Annotated in this window: 13 protein-coding genes; 3 read left to right on the top strand and 10 right to left on the bottom strand. The window is 65.0% G+C overall.

What is annotated here, in order from left to right:
- Window positions 1-111 precede the first annotated feature (111 nt).
- Entirely contained in the window at window positions 112-1,218 is a 1,107-nt protein-coding gene (locus JNE37_RS02660; RefSeq protein WP_035090452.1) for a LacI family DNA-binding transcriptional regulator, read from the top strand.
- A gap of 272 nt (window positions 1,219-1,490) precedes the next feature.
- Here JNE37_RS02660 and JNE37_RS02665 read toward each other — a convergent pair whose 3' ends face one another.
- The 10 genes from JNE37_RS02665 to JNE37_RS02710 all read right to left on the bottom strand — a co-directional run bounded on the left by JNE37_RS02665 (window position 1,491) and on the right by JNE37_RS02710 (window position 12,980).
- Window positions 1,491-2,687, bottom strand: coding sequence for a carbohydrate ABC transporter permease (locus JNE37_RS02665; protein WP_203065223.1), 1,197 nt, complete (start codon window positions 2,685-2,687; stop codon window positions 1,491-1,493).
- Window positions 2,687-3,697 (bottom strand): carbohydrate ABC transporter permease, encoded by a 1,011-nt coding sequence (locus tag JNE37_RS02670; protein ID WP_203066301.1) that lies wholly within the window; start codon window positions 3,695-3,697, stop codon window positions 2,687-2,689. Before JNE37_RS02670 ends, JNE37_RS02665 begins: the two co-directional genes overlap by 1 nt.
- Before the next feature lie 151 nt (window positions 3,698-3,848).
- Complete coding sequence (locus JNE37_RS02675; protein WP_035035300.1) at window positions 3,849-5,219, bottom strand: ABC transporter substrate-binding protein; 1,371 nt, start codon at window positions 5,217-5,219, stop codon at window positions 3,849-3,851.
- Window positions 5,220-5,462: 243 nt separating this feature from the next.
- On the bottom strand, window positions 5,463-6,275 hold the full coding sequence (locus JNE37_RS02680; RefSeq protein WP_203065224.1) for a class I SAM-dependent methyltransferase: 813 nt from the start codon (window positions 6,273-6,275) through the stop codon (window positions 5,463-5,465).
- 63 nt (window positions 6,276-6,338) lie between these two features.
- Window positions 6,339-7,646, bottom strand: a complete 1,308-nt coding sequence (locus JNE37_RS02685) for a GH1 family beta-glucosidase (protein WP_203065225.1) — start codon at window positions 7,644-7,646, stop codon at window positions 6,339-6,341.
- A gap of 89 nt (window positions 7,647-7,735) precedes the next feature.
- On the bottom strand, window positions 7,736-8,827 hold the full coding sequence (locus JNE37_RS02690; protein ID WP_203065226.1) for an Mrp/NBP35 family ATP-binding protein: 1,092 nt from the start codon (window positions 8,825-8,827) through the stop codon (window positions 7,736-7,738).
- The gene (fsa, locus tag JNE37_RS02695; protein WP_035090460.1) at window positions 8,828-9,481 is read right to left on the bottom strand and encodes a fructose-6-phosphate aldolase; all 654 of its coding nucleotides are present in this window, start codon (window positions 9,479-9,481) and stop codon (window positions 8,828-8,830) included. It lies immediately after the preceding gene.
- A 94-nt stretch (window positions 9,482-9,575) separates the two neighbouring features.
- Window positions 9,576-10,760, bottom strand: coding sequence for an amino acid aminotransferase (locus tag JNE37_RS02700; RefSeq protein ID WP_182398081.1), 1,185 nt, complete (start codon window positions 10,758-10,760; stop codon window positions 9,576-9,578).
- A gap of 502 nt (window positions 10,761-11,262) precedes the next feature.
- Window positions 11,263-12,222: an electron transfer flavoprotein subunit alpha/FixB family protein gene (locus JNE37_RS02705; RefSeq protein WP_203065227.1), complete on the bottom strand. Its 960-nt coding sequence runs from the start codon at window positions 12,220-12,222 to the stop codon at window positions 11,263-11,265.
- Window positions 12,222-12,980 (bottom strand): electron transfer flavoprotein subunit beta/FixA family protein, encoded by a 759-nt coding sequence (locus JNE37_RS02710; protein ID WP_203065228.1) that lies wholly within the window; start codon window positions 12,978-12,980, stop codon window positions 12,222-12,224. The genes JNE37_RS02705 and JNE37_RS02710 overlap by 1 nt, the downstream gene beginning before the upstream one ends.
- A 180-nt stretch (window positions 12,981-13,160) precedes the next feature.
- Between JNE37_RS02710 and JNE37_RS02715 the strand changes: the two genes are divergently transcribed.
- Window positions 13,161-14,333, top strand: a complete 1,173-nt coding sequence (locus JNE37_RS02715) for a M20 aminoacylase family protein (RefSeq protein ID WP_203065229.1) — start codon at window positions 13,161-13,163, stop codon at window positions 14,331-14,333.
- A 17-nt stretch (window positions 14,334-14,350) separates the two neighbouring features.
- Complete coding sequence (locus JNE37_RS02720; RefSeq protein WP_203065230.1) at window positions 14,351-15,412, top strand: AbrB family transcriptional regulator; 1,062 nt, start codon at window positions 14,351-14,353, stop codon at window positions 15,410-15,412.
- Window positions 15,413-15,456: the final 44 nt, after the last annotated feature.

The raw sequence follows: 15,456 nt of genomic DNA on the forward strand, positions 1-15,456 counted from the left end.
AAACGTTTTAGTAGGTTATTGTTTACTCAAGGAGGCGACCTTGCGTCAACTCCGGGAGGGGAAAGGACGTCAAAGGCGACGTCCGATAAACTTAATAAGTTTCAATACCTTATGGAAAAGAAGAACAAGAAGGCCGGACCGGGCACGGTCAAGACCGGCCGCAATGTCACGATAAAGGACCTTGCGGGCGAGCTGGGGCTGTCGATCACCACCATTTCGCGGGCGCTTTCCGGCTATTCGGATGTGGGTGAAAAAACCCGCAAGCGCGTCGAGGATGCTGCCTCGCGGCTGGGCTACCGCCCCAACCGCAATGCGCAGCGGCTCGTCACGCGCCGCACCCACAATATCGGCTGGGTGCAGCCGGACAACGAGCGCAAATTCCTCGACCCGCACTTCGTGGAAGTGATGGCCGGCGTGCTGCGCGGCGCGCGGGCGCTCAACTACGACATCGTCATGACCAGCGCCACGGCCGACCACGAGATGGCGACCTACGATCGGTATGTGAAGGACAACAGCGTCGACGGCTTCATCGTCGACCTGCCCCGCGAAGGCGATCCGCGCATCGACTACCTGCTCGAGGCCGATCGCCCCTTCGTCGTCCACGGCCGCGAGTCCCGCCATCCGCGCTATGGCTGGGTGGATGTCGACAATTACGGCAACTTCTATCGCCTGGCGCGGCTCCTCGCTGCCAACGGCCATCGCAAGATCGCCTTCATCAATGGCGACGAGCGCTTCATCTACGCCCATTCCCGCCGCCGCGCGGTCGAGGATGCCCTCAACGATTTCGGCATCGGCACGGGCGGCCTGCGCGTCTACAACTCGCTCCATCCCATGGGCGAGGTCGGCTTCAAGCTCACCACCGAAGCCCTGCGGGACGGCGAGGTGACGGCCCTGCTCTATTCCTCGATCCTCATGGCCATCGAGGGCCACAACGCCGTGGTCCGCGCCGGCCGGACGGTCGAAAAGGACATCGCCATCGCCACGATGGACGACGTCCTCCACTATCTCGACATCGACCATGTCGCCGACAGCCTCACCTTCGTCCGCTCCTCGCTGCAGGACGCCGGCCTGGCGCTGGTCGAAGAGATCAGCCGCCAGTGCGACGGCCACAGCGAGCCGAGCGGGACGCTCGTGCCGTCCACCTTCCACGTACTGCCGGATTGGGATGCGTCGAGCCTGGAATTGCCCGTGCCCGAGGAGAGGGCTGGGGAGTATTAGGGGCGAGGGACACCAATCAAGCCAGCACGCCTCCCTCCCCCTTGCGGGGAGGGATCGAGGGTGGGGATACCCCCACCCCTATCCCCTCCCCGCAAGGGGGAGGGAGACCTGCCGGCTCGATCTCACTGCTGTCTCATGCCGCTACCGCCGCCCGGCAGCCGCCCCTTCACCCCGCCCCACCACCGCACCTCCCCGGCATGTGGCCCCGCCCACCCAACAAAAAAGCCGCCCGGCTTCCACCGGACGGCCCCAATCCCCAGCCAGCACGTGCCCTACTTCACCGAGCCCGCCAGCAATCCGCGCACAAAATACCGTTGCAGGGAGAAGAACACGATAAGCGGCACCACCATGGTGATGAACGCGCCGGCGGTGAGGATCTCCCACTTGTCCCCGCGCGAGCCCAGCAGGTTCACCAGCTTGCCGGTCAGCACCAGCTTGTCGTCCTGCGCCCCAAGAAACACCAGAGCCACGAGCAGGTCGTTCCAGACCCAGAGGAACTGGAAGATCGAGAAGCTTGCGAGCGCCGGGAAGCTCAGCGGCAGGACCATCGTGGTGAAGATCTTGAAGTGGCTGGCGCCGTCCATGCGCGCCGATTCCATGATCTCCTTGGGCAGCCCCGCCATGTAGTTGCGCAGCAGGTAGATGGCGAGGGGCAGGCCGAAGGCGGTGTGGGCCAGCCAGATGCCCAGATACGTCTTGCTCTCGGTGCCGAAGGTCGTGGCGATGCCGTTATAGAGCCGCAGCAGCGGGATCAGCGACATCTGGAGCGGCACGACAAGGAGGCCGACGACCAGCGCCACGATAACGCCACGCCCCGGAAACCGCATCCAGGCCAGCGCATAGGCGGCGAAAGCCGCGATGAGGATCGGGATGATCGTCGAGGGAATCGTCACCGTGAACGAGTTGAGGAAAGCCCGCCCGATGCCGTTGGCATTGATCACCGAGGCATAGTTTTCGAGCGTGAAGCGCGGGGCGATGCCGGCGGTGAAATAGATGCGCGGCCCGGCCGTATGGGTGAAGGCGGTGTCCGAAACCCATTCGTAGTCGCCATTGGCCTCGACCGTGATCGTACCGCCATCGCGCATCGGCAGGCTTTCGCCCGCCTGCGCAGCGGCAAGGTCGGCATTGCTCGTGCCGAAGCTCTGCACGGTCTTGTTCGTGCCCGCGCCGAGGAGGTTGCCGCGGATGATGTACTTGCCACCCTCCTCCACCGCGTCCTTGGCCTGCCCCACGCGAGCGGCGGCGGTCGAAACGGAAGGGGCCAGCGCCGTCCACCAGCCCGAGACAGCGAGCTGGTCCTTGTCGCGGACCGAGGAAACGAGAAGGCCGACCGTGGGGATCGTCCAGATCACCACGAAGACCAGCAGCAGCAGATGCGTGGCCAACCGCCCGAGATCGATGCGGATGGCAGGGCGCGCCGGGCGCTCGACGCCGCGCGGGACGTCGATATCGGAAGCGATCGAGGTCATCAGCGGGTGCCCTCCTCGGCATTGGCGCGGCGGATGTTCCAGATCATGATCGGGGTCACCGCCAGCATGATGATGACCGCGATGGTCGAGCCGCGTCCGAAATCGGAGCCGCGGAACATCCAGTCGAACATGAGGTTGGCCAGCACCTGCGTGTCCCACTGGCCGTTGGTCATGGCCAGCACGATGTCGAACACCTTGAGCACGGTGATGGTGATGGTGGTCCACACCACAACGATTGTGCCCCAGATCTGCGGGATCATGATGCCATAGAAGATCTGGAAGTCATTGGCGCCGTCGATGCGCGCCGCCTCGAGCGTTTCCTCGGGAATGCCGCGCAGGGCGGCCGAGAGGATCACCATGGCAAAGCCGGTCTGGATCCAGATGAGGATGATCATCAGGAAGATCGAGTTCCAGAAGGGGATGGTGATCCAGGCCTGCGGCGGCAGGCCGAGGCCGGTGATGATGGCATTGAGGAGGCCGATCTGCTCCTGGCCCGGGCCGCGATAATCGTAGATGAACTTCCAGATCACTGAGGCGCCGACGAAGGAAATGGCCATCGGCATGAAGATCAGCGATTTGGCGATATTGCCCCACCAGAGCTTGTCGGCCAGCACGGCGATGATGAGCCCGAACGCGGTCGCGGCGGCGGGGACGATGAGCAGCCAGATGACGTTGTTGAACACCGATTGCAGGAAGGTCGAATCCCGGAACGCCCAGAGATAGTTCGAGAAGCCGACGAAATTGATGCCTTGCGCGTCGAAGAGGCTGAGCCTTGCCGTCTCGAACACGGGGTAAATGAGGTAGACGGTGAGGAACACCAGTGCGGGCGCGAGGAACAGCCAGGGGCGAACCTGGGACCGCAGGTAGTCGCGGCGCGTCACCACTTCACCGGGCATGCTCTGGTTGGTGCTCAGGAACCGGTCCAGCAGCCAGTTCGTGCCCCAGAAGTAGACGACGCAGCCTGCCACACCGATCAGCACGGTGAGGATGGCGCTGACAATCTGCTCGATCATCTTGGTACTCCGCCCTCTGTTGCGACGAGTTTAGCCTCTGCCGCGTCTTGCTTGTAGCCGGATTGATCCGGCGAGGCGGACCTCCGCCCTGCCTCTAAAAGTCGGACCCGGCGCATGGCGCCGAGTCCGGGATTGGGGCCGAAGCGGCCTACTTCTTGATCGAGTCCCAGGCCTTCTGGATCTCGTCGGCAACGTCCTGGCTGGACTTGCCGTTCACGAAATCCACCATGCCGGTCCAGAAGGCGCCGGCGCCGATGGCACCCGGCATCATGTCCGAACCGTCGAAGCGGAAGGTCGTCGCATCGAGCAGGATCTGGCCTTCACCCTTCAGGGTGTCGTTGCCGTAGGTCTCGATGTTGGCCGACTTGAGCGGGGACAGGAAACCGGACTGGGCCATCCAGATTTCGTTCGAAATCGGGTTCTGGACGAAGTCGATGAACGCCTTGGCGGTCGGCGAGTCCTTGGTGATGGTCACGAGCGTGCCAGCGCCGAGGACCGGCTTGCCGAGGTTCTTGTCCGCGAAGGGCGGGAAGTAGAAGAACGAGGCGTCGGTGCCCAGTTCAGTGCCTTCCGGGAAGAAGGACGGGATGAACGAGGCCTGGTGGTGCAGGTAGCACTGGGGCGGAACCGTGAAGAGGCCCTTGGGGCTATCGCGGAAGTCCGTGGTGCCCACGGCCTTGGCGCCGCCGGCAACCATCTTATCGTCCTTGGCGATCTCGCCGAAGACGTCGAGCGCGGCCACGACCTTGGGGTCGTTGAACTTGAGCTCGTTGGTGACCCACTTGTCATAGTCTTCCGGCGACTGGGTGCGGAGCATGATGTCCTCGATCCAGTCGGTCGCCGGCCAGCCGGTGGCACCGCCCGAACCGAGGCCAATGCACCACGGGGTGCCGCCATCGGCGATGATCTGCTTGGAGAGCGCCATCAGGTCTTCGAAGGTCTCGGGGACCTTGTAGCCCTTCTCGGCGAAGTTGTCGGGGGAGTACCAGACGAGCGACTTGAGGTCGGCCTTGTACGGCACGGCGAAGAAGGCCGGGTTGCCGTCCTTGCCCTTGTAGGTGCCGAGCGACACCCAGGATTCGCCCGCGGCATACTCGTCCTTGACCTTGGCGGCGAGGTCGTCACCGAGCGGGGTCAGGTAGCCCTTGGAGGCGAGGTCAGCCAGGAGGCCCGGCTGGGGGAGAATGGTGATGTTGGCAGCTGAGCCGGCGGCAGTGTCGATCACGGCCTGCTGCTCGTAGTTTTCCGAAGAGGCGTAGCTCACGTCGATGCCGGTGGCGTCCTTGAAGTAGGCCAGGACCGACTCGAACTGCTCCTTGTCGCCGCCTTCGCGCCACGGGCCCCAGATGGTCAGCTTCTGACCTTCAAGACCCTTGTGGGCGGCGGCGAAGTCGTCGAGAGCCTGCCACGAGAAGGCGCCTTCGCCCTTGGGGAACTTCAGGTCCTGCGCGGAGGCGCCAGAAATGCCGGTCAGAGCGAGAGCAATGGCGGAGACGCCCGCCAGGAGAAGTTTGTGCATATGTTGTCCTCCCATCGCACAATATGTGGCGCCTTCAGGCGCCGTAACTCGCCTCCGCTCCCAAAACGTTTTGCCAAAACGTTTTGGTCAATGATTATGTCGCATCGCAAAGCGGTTAGCGGTGGCGCAGATGTGGCATAAAGCAGCAAGGTTGCCAAGCCGCGTTTTGGCGAAAAGCCCGGCTGAATCGTTTTCATTGGGCGTTTGGCCCTTGCGCCCCCGGCGCCTCGGGCGAGCGGAAAACTACTTTTCCACCAGCGCGACGATGCTGCGCAGCGCGCCTTCGGCGAGGCTGCGCACGAAGTTGCGGCGACGCTCCACGAAGTCGTCGCCCATCACCATCTGGTTGACCGAGGGATCGCCGCCATCGGGTGGCGGCGGCGTACCCGGCATTGGGAAAAGCGTGGTCTCGTCCACCCATTCGACGGTCCTGAAACCAGCCGCCGTCATCGCCGCGCGCAATTCGTCCTCGGGCCCCGCATGGCTAGCCTCGGCATCGCGTGCCCAGGGCAGCGGATAGTGCGGCAATCCCTGCGCCGCCACCGCCTGACTCCAGAGCAGCCGGCCGCCCGGCTTGAGCACGCGGTGGATTTCGGCCAGTACCGGCGGCTTGTCCGAAATGTTCATGCCGACATAGAGGCAGATGGCGACGTCGAAGGTCGCGTCAGCGAACGGCATCTGGGCCGCGTTACCCTCGATGAAATCGACACGGTCGTCGAGCCCGCATCGCCGGGTCAGCTCACGTGCCGCCTCGACGAATTGCGGCGTCAGGTCGATGCCGGTCACGCGCGCGCCGGTGGTCGCCGCGATATAGCGGGCCGGTCCACCGACGCCGCTGCCGACATCGAGCACATGCATCTTGGCATCCGGCGCCAGCCGGGCGACATGCTCGCGGGTGGCCACCAATTGGCGGCCATGAAGCTGATCATAGTGGTAGAGCTGTTCGGCCCTTGGCCGTTGCGGGTCTATCCCCTGCCGCACCAGGGCCTCGGCAACGCGCTCGACGATCGCGCTGTTGCCGTAATTGCCGACAACGTCGTCCCGATCCTCTGCCATTCTCCCCTCCCGTGGGTGGCCCCTATGATACCACCTTTGCGGTCGGGGAGAGAATGGGCTGGGCTAGCGCGTATTGTGCAGCATGCCCTGGAACGAGCGGTAGCTGCCCTTGGGGGTGCGCTTCTGGGTGGCGTAGTCGACATGCACGATGCCGAAGCGCGAGGAATAGCCCTCGGCCCATTCGTAATTGTCGAGCAGCGACCAGGCGAAGTAGCCGCGCACATCGGCCCCGCGCTTCTGCGCGTCGACCACTGCCTTGAGGTGCGCGTCGTAATAGGCGATGCGGCGCTCGTCATTGTCCTCGGACATGCCGTTCTCGGTCACGTAGATCGGCACCTTGGTGTATTCGGTCGAGACGCGCACGAGCAGGTCCGTCAGCCCCTGCGGGTAGATTTCCCAGCCGAGATCGTTGGCCTCGAGCGAACCTTCCGCCTTGGCGATGGGGAAGATCGGCGTCGATGGCGAGGCGCGGTAGAGGCCGCGCGTATAATAGTTGATCCCCAGCCAGTCGAGCGGGCGCGAGACGATGGGCATGTCGCGCTCGAAGCCTTCCGGCAGGTACGGCGCCAGGATCGAGGTCAGTTCTTCCGGGTATTGGCCCTTGAAGAGCCCGCCCAGATACCAGCGATTGAAGATCGCATCGCCCAGATTGGTCGCCGCCAGATCCTCTGGCTTGTCCGAGGCAGGCTCGGATTTTTCGAGGTTGAGCACAATGCCGAGGTTCTTGGCGCCCTCCGCCCGCAGCGCATCGATGCCGGTGCCATGCGCCAGCAGCACATGGTGCATGGCTCGCGCCGCAGCGCGGACGTCACGATAGCCGGGCGCGTGGATGCCGAGGAAGTGGCTGAGGAAGGCCACGCACCAGGGCTCGTTGATGGTGGCGATGGCCGAGAGGCGATCGCCGAATTTCTGGGCCACGAGGCTCGCATAATCGCCGAAGGCGCTGGCGATATCGCGGTTCATCCAGCCGCCCTTGTCCTGCAGCGGGCTCGGCAGGTCCCAATGGTAGAGCGTGGCGAACGGCTTGATGCCGCGTTCGAGCATGCCGTCGATGAGCCGGTCGTAGAAGTCGATGCCCGCCTGGTTGACGGCGCCGGTGCCGGCCGGGATCAGCCGCGGCCAGGCGAACGAGAAGCGATAGCCGTCAAAGCCTGCATCGCGGATGAGGTCGAGGTCTTCGGGCCAGCGATGGTAGTGGTTGCAGGCATTGAGGCCGCTATCGGCGTTCTTGACGTTGCCCGGCGTGGCCGAGAACGTGTCCCAGATGGAGGTGCCGCGGCCGTCGATCTGGCCGCCTTCGATCTGGTAGGCGGCGGTTGCCGCGCCGAAGACGAAATTGGGGCCGAAATCCTTGCGGTCCACAGAGAACATGACGCTTCCCCCGACATGTCGCGGGCGGCAATGGACTCACCCGACGAGCTTATGAAATCGATTGCATCTAGCAGGGGCGGCGGTTTCTGTCACCCCGCGGTGGGGCGCAGGCCGGGAGTATTGGCGAGGATTTCCCGTGCGATGGCGCGGAATGCCTTGGCCTCTGCGCCCTCGGGATCGGTCGAGACCACGGGCTTGCCGGCGTCCGAGGTTTCGCGGATTGCCATGTGCAGCGGAACCTCTCCGAGGAAGGGCATGCCGATGCGCTCGGCTGCCGCCTGGGCGCCGCCATGGCCGAAGATGTCGTAGCGCTTGCCGGTGTCGGGGGCCACGAAATAGCTCATGTTCTCGACGAGGCCCAGCAGCGGGATATTCATGCGCCGGATCATGTCGATGGCCTTCTGCGCATCGATCAGCGCGAGGTCCTGCGGGGTCGAGACGATCACCGCGCCGGCGAGTTCAGCCTGCTGGAACAGCGAAATCTGGATGTCGCCCGTACCCGGCGGCAGGTCGACGACGAGCACGTCGAGCGTGCCCCAGTCGGTCTCGCGCAGGAGCTGCCGCAGCGCCGAAGTCGCCATCGGCCCGCGCCACACCACCGCCTGACCCGGCGTCAGCATGGAGCCGATCGACATGGCCTTGAGGCCGTAGGCCTCGTGCGGGGAGAAGATACCGTCCTCGCGCACCGCAGGCTTGCCTTCGATGCCGAGAAGCTTGGGGATGGAGGGGCCGTAAAGATCGGCATCGAGGATGCCGACGCGCAGCCCTTCGGCGGCCAGTGCCAGTGCCAAGTTGACGGCCGTCGTGGATTTGCCCACGCCGCCCTTGCCCGAGCCGACCGCCACGATATTGCGGATGCCGGGAACCGGCTGCTTGGGTGCTGGGCCCGGACGGCCCTGCGCCGCGGCCTGCCCGGTGGCAGTTGCCGGCGCGCGGTCCGAGGTCACCGAAACCATGACCTTGCGGCCTTCGCCCACGGCTTCCGCAGCGCGCTGCGCGGCTTCACGGGCGGGGCCGAAAGCGGCCTCCATGCCCGGAGCGACCGAGATGGCGAGCGCGACCGCGCTCTGGGTCACGATGATGTCGGAAAGGCCGCCATAGGAGGCGAGATCGCCTCCCCCGGGGATTTCGACGCCGGCCAGGGCGGCGCGAACCGCCTCGGCAATCCTGGTGTCGGCCACTTAGAGGATCGACTGTCCGGTGGCCTTCCAATCCTTGCTGAAGGCTTCGAGGCCCGAAGTCGTCAGCGGGTGATCGGCGAGCTTGCGGATCACGGCCGGCGGCATGGTGGCAACGTCGGCGCCGGCCAGCGCGACCTCGGTCACGTGGTTCGGGCTGCGGATCGATGCAGCCAGGATTTCCGTCGCGAACGCGTAGTTGTCGTAGATCTGGCGGATGTTCTCGATCAGCTCGACGCCATCGAGGTTGATGTCGTCGAGGCGCCCGATGAAGGGCGAGATATAGGTCGCGCCGACCTTGGCTGCGAGCAGCGCCTGGTTGGGCGTGAAGCAGAGCGTGACGTTGGTCTTGATGCCGGCGTCATGGAAATGTTTGGTGGCCTTGAGGCCCGCCAGGGTCAGCGGCAGCTTGATGACGACATTGTCGGCGATCTTGGCGAGGACATTGCCCTCGGCGATCATGCCCTCGTAATCGAGCGCGGCGACTTCGGCGGAAACCGGACCGGGCACGACCTTGCAGATGTCGGCGATCAGTTCCTTGAAGTTGCGGCCGGACTTGGCGACGAGCGACGGATTGGTGGTGACGCCGTCGAGCAGGCCGGTCTCGGAAAGTTCCTTGATTTCGTTGAAATCACCGGTGTCCACGAAGAACTTCATCGGTTTCCCTCCTTGGGATTCTTTTACTTATATGTGCGGGCTTTAGCTGCCGGGCACAAGGTGTGCGGCGGGCAATATTCTTGCCCGCCTGCTGTCACTTGATGGTCGCCAGAATCGCGTCGGCGAGGTCACCGACCCGATCCTCGGGGATGCCGGCGACATTGATGCGACTGTCGCCAATCATATAGACACCGCTGCCCGTCTTAAGGTTCTCGACCGCTTCGCCGGGCAGGCCGAGAAGCGAGAACATGCCGCGGTGGGCGGCGATGAAATCGAAGTCGGCCGAGTTCGATTTCGCCTTGATGGCTTCCGAGAGCTTTTCGCGCAGGCGGATCATGCGGTTGCGCATGGCGGCCAGTTCGGTCTCCCATTCGGCGCGCAGGTCCTTGTCCTCGAGGATGGTGCGGATGATTTCCGCGCCGTGATCGGGGGGCTGCGAATAGGTGACGCGGGCGATGTTCATCAGCTGCGAATTGGCGATGTCGGCCTGGGCCTCATCACGTGCAACGACGATGGCGGCGCCGACGCGCTCGCGGTAAAGGCCGAAATTCTTCGAGCCCGAGAAGGCCACGACGCTTTCCGGCACCGCATTGACGACGGCGCGCGTGCCGTAGCCATCCGCTTCCAGCCCATCACCAAAGCCGAGATAGGCCAGGTCGATCAGCGGGAAGGCGCCGGTGCGCTTGAAGGACGCGGCGACCTGGTCCCACTGCTCATTGGTGAGGTTGGCGCCGGTCGGGTTGTGGCAGCAGCCATGCAGCAGCACGATGTCGTTCGGCCCGAGCTTGTCGAGCGCGGCGAGCATGGCCGGAAAATCCACGGCGCGGGTCTTCGTGTCGAAATAGGGGTAGGAGTCCACCTTGAAGCCGGCATGCTTGGCCATGGGCGCATGGTTCGGCCAGGTCGGGTTGGAGAGCCAGAGCGTAGCGCCCGGCTTGGCCCGATAGAGCAATTCCATGAGCACGGCGAGCGCGCCGGTGCCACCGGGCGCCTGCATGATGCGCGTGCGGCCGGCCGGCACGGTATCGGCGAAAACGAGTTCGCGCACGGCGGCGTTGAAACCCTTGTTGCCGGAAATGCCGACATAGGTCTTGGTCTTGGCAGACGCATTCATCCGCTGCTCGGCCTTGGCCACCGACGTCATGATCGGTGTGATGCCCGCCTCGTCTTTATAGACGCCCACGCCGAGATCGATTTTTTCTTTCCGCGGATCGGCGGCGAATTCGCCCATCAGGGCCAGAATCTTGTCAGCAGGGGCTTTGGTGAGGGTCTCGAACATCGGTCAAGTCCAGAGGGGAGAAAGGAGCGCTCAAGCGCGCCGTCTTTATAGGCGGCGCCGCAGGATTTGCAATTGGGAAGTCGGGGGAATGGGTGAACCGGAGCACCGCCACTCGCCACCCCCACTGCACTTCCCCGGACTTGATCCGGGGCCTATTGCACCCCTCCACTCAAGTGGAGCTATCCATGGGCCCCGGTCTCCGGCCGGGGAAGTTCCGTGGTGGTGAGAAATTCGTGGTTAGGAAGTATCCATGGCTCGGCGGAAATCCGTGGTTCGGAAAATCCGAGCCCAAGTGCCTCCCCCTCAAGGCATTTCCGGCCCTACTACCCGCTACTCGCCACCCCCACCGCACTTCCCCGGACTTGATCCGGGGCCTATTGCACCCCTCCACTCGAGTGGAGCTATCCGTGGGCCCCGGCTCTTCGGCCGGGGAAGTTCCGAGTTTGTGGAGCAATCGGTGCTTTGGAGGCAAAAATCCGAGGTCGGGATGTGAGCCTAAGTCTCAGCCCTGGGCCTGCCCTCCAATCCCCAGCCGCGCCAATTCCTCGATCAGCTCCGGCACCACCGCAAACAAATCCCCGATCAGCGCCACATCCGCGATCTTCACCAGCGGCGCCTCCGGATCCGTATTGATCGCCACGATCTTCTTGGCCCCCTGGATTCCCGCCAAGTGCTGCAGCGCCCCCGAAATCCCCACGGCGATATAAACATCAGGCGCGATGATCTTGCCCGTCTGTCCGACCTGCCAGTCATTAGGCGCGTATCCCGCATCCACCGCCGCCCGCGTCGCCCCGACCGCCGCGCCAAGCCGGTGCGCCAGCCGCTCGATGAGCTTGAACCCTTCGGCCGAGCCCACCGACACGCCGCCGCCCACCACGATCTGCGCCGTCGCCAGGTCAGGCACGTCGCTTTCCGTGCGATGAGCCGCCAGCAGCCGCGTCACCGCCGCAATACCGCCCGCGTCCACCTGCTCGACCGGGGCCGAACCACCCTGCCCCACCGGCCGGAAGGCCGAGGCACGAATGGTCAGCACCTGCTGCGTCTGGTTGGAAACCACCGTCTCGATCGCGTTGCCCGCATAGATCGGCCGGTCGAAGCGATTGGCGGCATGGATCGCCACGATATCGGTCACCGGCATGAGGTCGAGCCCCGCCGCCAGGCGCGGGATCACGTCACGCCCCACCGCGGCAGAACCCGCGACGATGGCCCCATATTCCGGCGCCAGCTTGAGCAGCAGCGCACTGATCGCCTCTGCCGACGGCGTTGCCAGCGCGGCCGAGCGCGCTACGCGGACCCGGGCCATGCCCTCCAGCGCCGCCGCGGCAGTCGCAACTTTGTCGACGTCATCGCCGGCCACCAGCACATCGACCGGCGCGCCAAGCTGGAGCCCGGCGGCAACGACGCGCGCCGTCGCCGGAGCGAGCTGGCCGAGATCGTGATCGGCAAGAACGAGCGTAGCCATCAGAGCGCCTCCAGTTCCTTGACTTCGCCGGCGATGAACGCCGCCAGTTCCGCCGTGTCGGCCACCTGCCGGCCACCCGGCCGTTCAGCGGGCGGGGATACTTTATCGATGACGAGGCGCGGGCTGATATCGATGCCGAACTCGGCCACCGGCCGCACCGCCAGCGGCTTCTGCCGCGCCTTCATCACCATCGGCAGCGCGGCGTTGCGCGGGGTGTTGAGGCGCAGGTCGGCCGTCACGATTGCGGGCAGCGGCAGGGCAATGGTCGCTCGGCCGTAATCGACCTCGCGCGTCACTTCGAGCCCGCCTTCGCCGGCCTTGATCTCGGAGGCGAAAGTCGCCTGCGGCCAGCCGAGGAGCCCAGCCAGCATCTGGCCGACATGGTTGGAATCGTCATCCACCGCCTGCTTGCCCAGCAGGATCAGGTCCGGCTTCTCCTCGTCGGCCACCGCCTTGAGGAGCTTTGCCACCGCCAGCGTCTCCACCCGCTCGTTCGTCTCGATGAGCACGCCGCGATGCGCGCCCATGGCGAGCGCGGTGAGGATCACGTCATTGGCCTGCTTGGGCCCGATGGAGACGATGACGATCTCGTCGGCCTTGCCCGCTTCGGCCAGTTGCACGGCCGCTTCCACCGCGTGCTTGTCGAAGGGGTTCATCGACATGCGCACGTTGTCGGTCTCCACGCCCGAGGAATCGGAGCGGACGCGGATACGCACGTTGTGGTCGACCACGCGCTTGACGGCGACGAGGATTTTCATGGGCTTCGGGCTCCCGTGCATGTGGCGCCGTGTCTTGGCAAAGATCGGCGGCCGGGACAAGGAATTCTGCACTCATGCCGGAGCGCGCAGGAGAATTCTGTTGCCCCTGCGACCGGCTGGTGGTTGACGCATCACCGCCCGGCAGGCGAGACTTGCGGCTTAACCGACCGAGAATTTTTCATGCCCGTTATCAACCGTATCGCGGAATTTCACTCCGAAATTGCCGCCTGGCGACGCGATTTCCACGCAAACCCCGAATTGCAGTACGACGTCGTCCGCACGGCCGGGAAAGTGGCGGAACTGCTCGAAGCGTTCGGCGTGGATGAAGTCGTCACCGGTGTCGGCCGGACGGGCGTGGTGGGCGTGATCAAGGGCCGCGCCAGCGACAGCGGCAAGGTCATCGGCCTGCGCGCCGACATGGATGCGCTGCCCATCACCGAGCGCACCGGCAAGGATTATGCGAGCCAGACCGGCGGCAAGATGCATGCCTGCGGCCATGACGGGCATACCGCCATGCTGCTGGGCGCGGCGCGCTACCTCGCCGAGACCCGCAATTTCGACGGTACGGTCGTGGTCATCTTCCAGCCCGCCGAGGAAGGCGGAGCGGGCGGCAAGGCCATGATCGATGACGGGCTGATGGAGCGCTTCGGCATCCAGGAAGTCTTCGGCATGCACAACTGGCCGGGGATCGCCGCGGGCACCTTCGCGATTCGTGCCGGCGGCATCATGGCCTCGACCGACGAGTTCAACATCTTCATCGAGGGCGTGGGCGGGCATGCCGCCAAGCCGCACCTCACCATCGACCCGGTCGCCACCGCCGCCCATATGGTCACTGCGCTCCAGACCGTCGTGTCGCGCAATATCGATCCGCTGCAGCCGGCCGTGCTGTCGGTGACGATGATCCAGACCGGCGAGGCCTTCAACGTCATCCCGCGCACCGCGCGCGTCGTCGGTACCATTCGCGCCCACAACGAAGAGGTCCGTAACCTCGCCGAGAAGCGTCTGCGCGAGATCGCCACCCAGATCGGCGCCGCCTTCGGCGCCAAGGTCGAGATCGGCTTCCGCCGCGGCTATCCGGTGACGGTCAACCACGAGGCCCAGACCGCCTTCGCGGCCAACGCCGCCGCCGAAGTCGTCGGGCAGGACAAGGTCGATACCGATGTCGCGCCGAGCATGGGCGGCGAGGACTTCTCCTACATGCTGCTGGCCCGTCCGGGCGCCTACATCTTCGTGGGCAACGGCGATACCTCCGAGCTCCACACCGACACCTACGATTTCAATGACGAGATCATCCCCCAGGGAACGAGCTATTGGGTGAAGCTGGCCGAGATGGCCATGCCGGTGAAAGCCTGACCGGCGGGAAGCCGGCAATGAGCGGTCCCAAACCATCGCAGGCGACCATGCTCGGTCACACGCTAATGACGCTCGTCATCGCGGCGGCCGGCGGCTTTGTCGGGCAAATGGCGCAGATTCCGGCCGGCTGGCTCATGGGCAGCGCGCTGGCCGCGGCCGGGGCCGCCCTGGCCGGCGTCAAGGTCACCGTGCCCGGCTGGCTGCGCGACATCACGTTCGTGCTGACGGGAATGTCGATGGGCGCAAACGTGGCCCGCGACAGCCTCTCGCTCATCGCGCAATGGCCGATCAGCCTCCTCGGCCTGGCGCTGGAACTGGTGCTCATCATCGCCACGACCGGCTACATGCTGCGCAAGCTCTTCCGGCTCGATAACGCCACTGCCTATCTCAGTTCCTTCCCCGGGCACCTCTCCTTCGTCATGGGCATCGCGGCGACGGGGCTGGGCGATCCGCGCCAGATCACCATCATCCAGGTCATCCGCATCATGATGCTGACGCTCTGTGTGCCGATGGGCGCCCTCTTCCTCCCCATCGAACACTTCTCGGCGCCCGCCAATATCGTGGTGATGGATGCCCAGACGCTGGTGATGCTGGCCATCGCCTGCGCCATCACGGGCTTTCTCTTTACCCGCCTGCGCGTGCCGGCCGGCATGGTGCTGGGCGCCATGGCCGCCGCTACTGCCGCCAAGCTCGGTGGCCTATTCGACGGCGCCATGCCCGTGCCGCTCGCCAATCTCACCTTCGTGCTGGTGGGCGCGCTCATCGGTTCGCGCTTCGCCGGCATCACCCTGACCGAGTTCCGGCAGGCGGCGATCGGCGGCCTCATCGCCACGGCAATGACGGTCGGCATCGTCACGGCCATCGCCTATGGCGTCAGCCTTCTCGTCGACATGCCCTTCGGCCAGATCTGGCTCGGCCTCTCCCCCGGAGCGCTCGAAGGCATGGGCGCGCTCGGCGTTGCACTCGGCTACGACACGGCCTTCATCGCCGCCCACCACGTCTCGCGCCTCCTCATGCTGACGGTCGCGATTCCGCTCGTGGCGATGATGGTGGCGCCCCGAAAAAGTCAGCCCGTCTAACGCTTCCCTCCCACGCTGCGCGCGTGTAGAGACTACCATACCAC

This window comes from Paradevosia shaoguanensis (assembly GCF_016801025.1).
Lineage (GTDB): Bacteria > Pseudomonadota > Alphaproteobacteria > Rhizobiales > Devosiaceae > Paradevosia > Paradevosia shaoguanensis.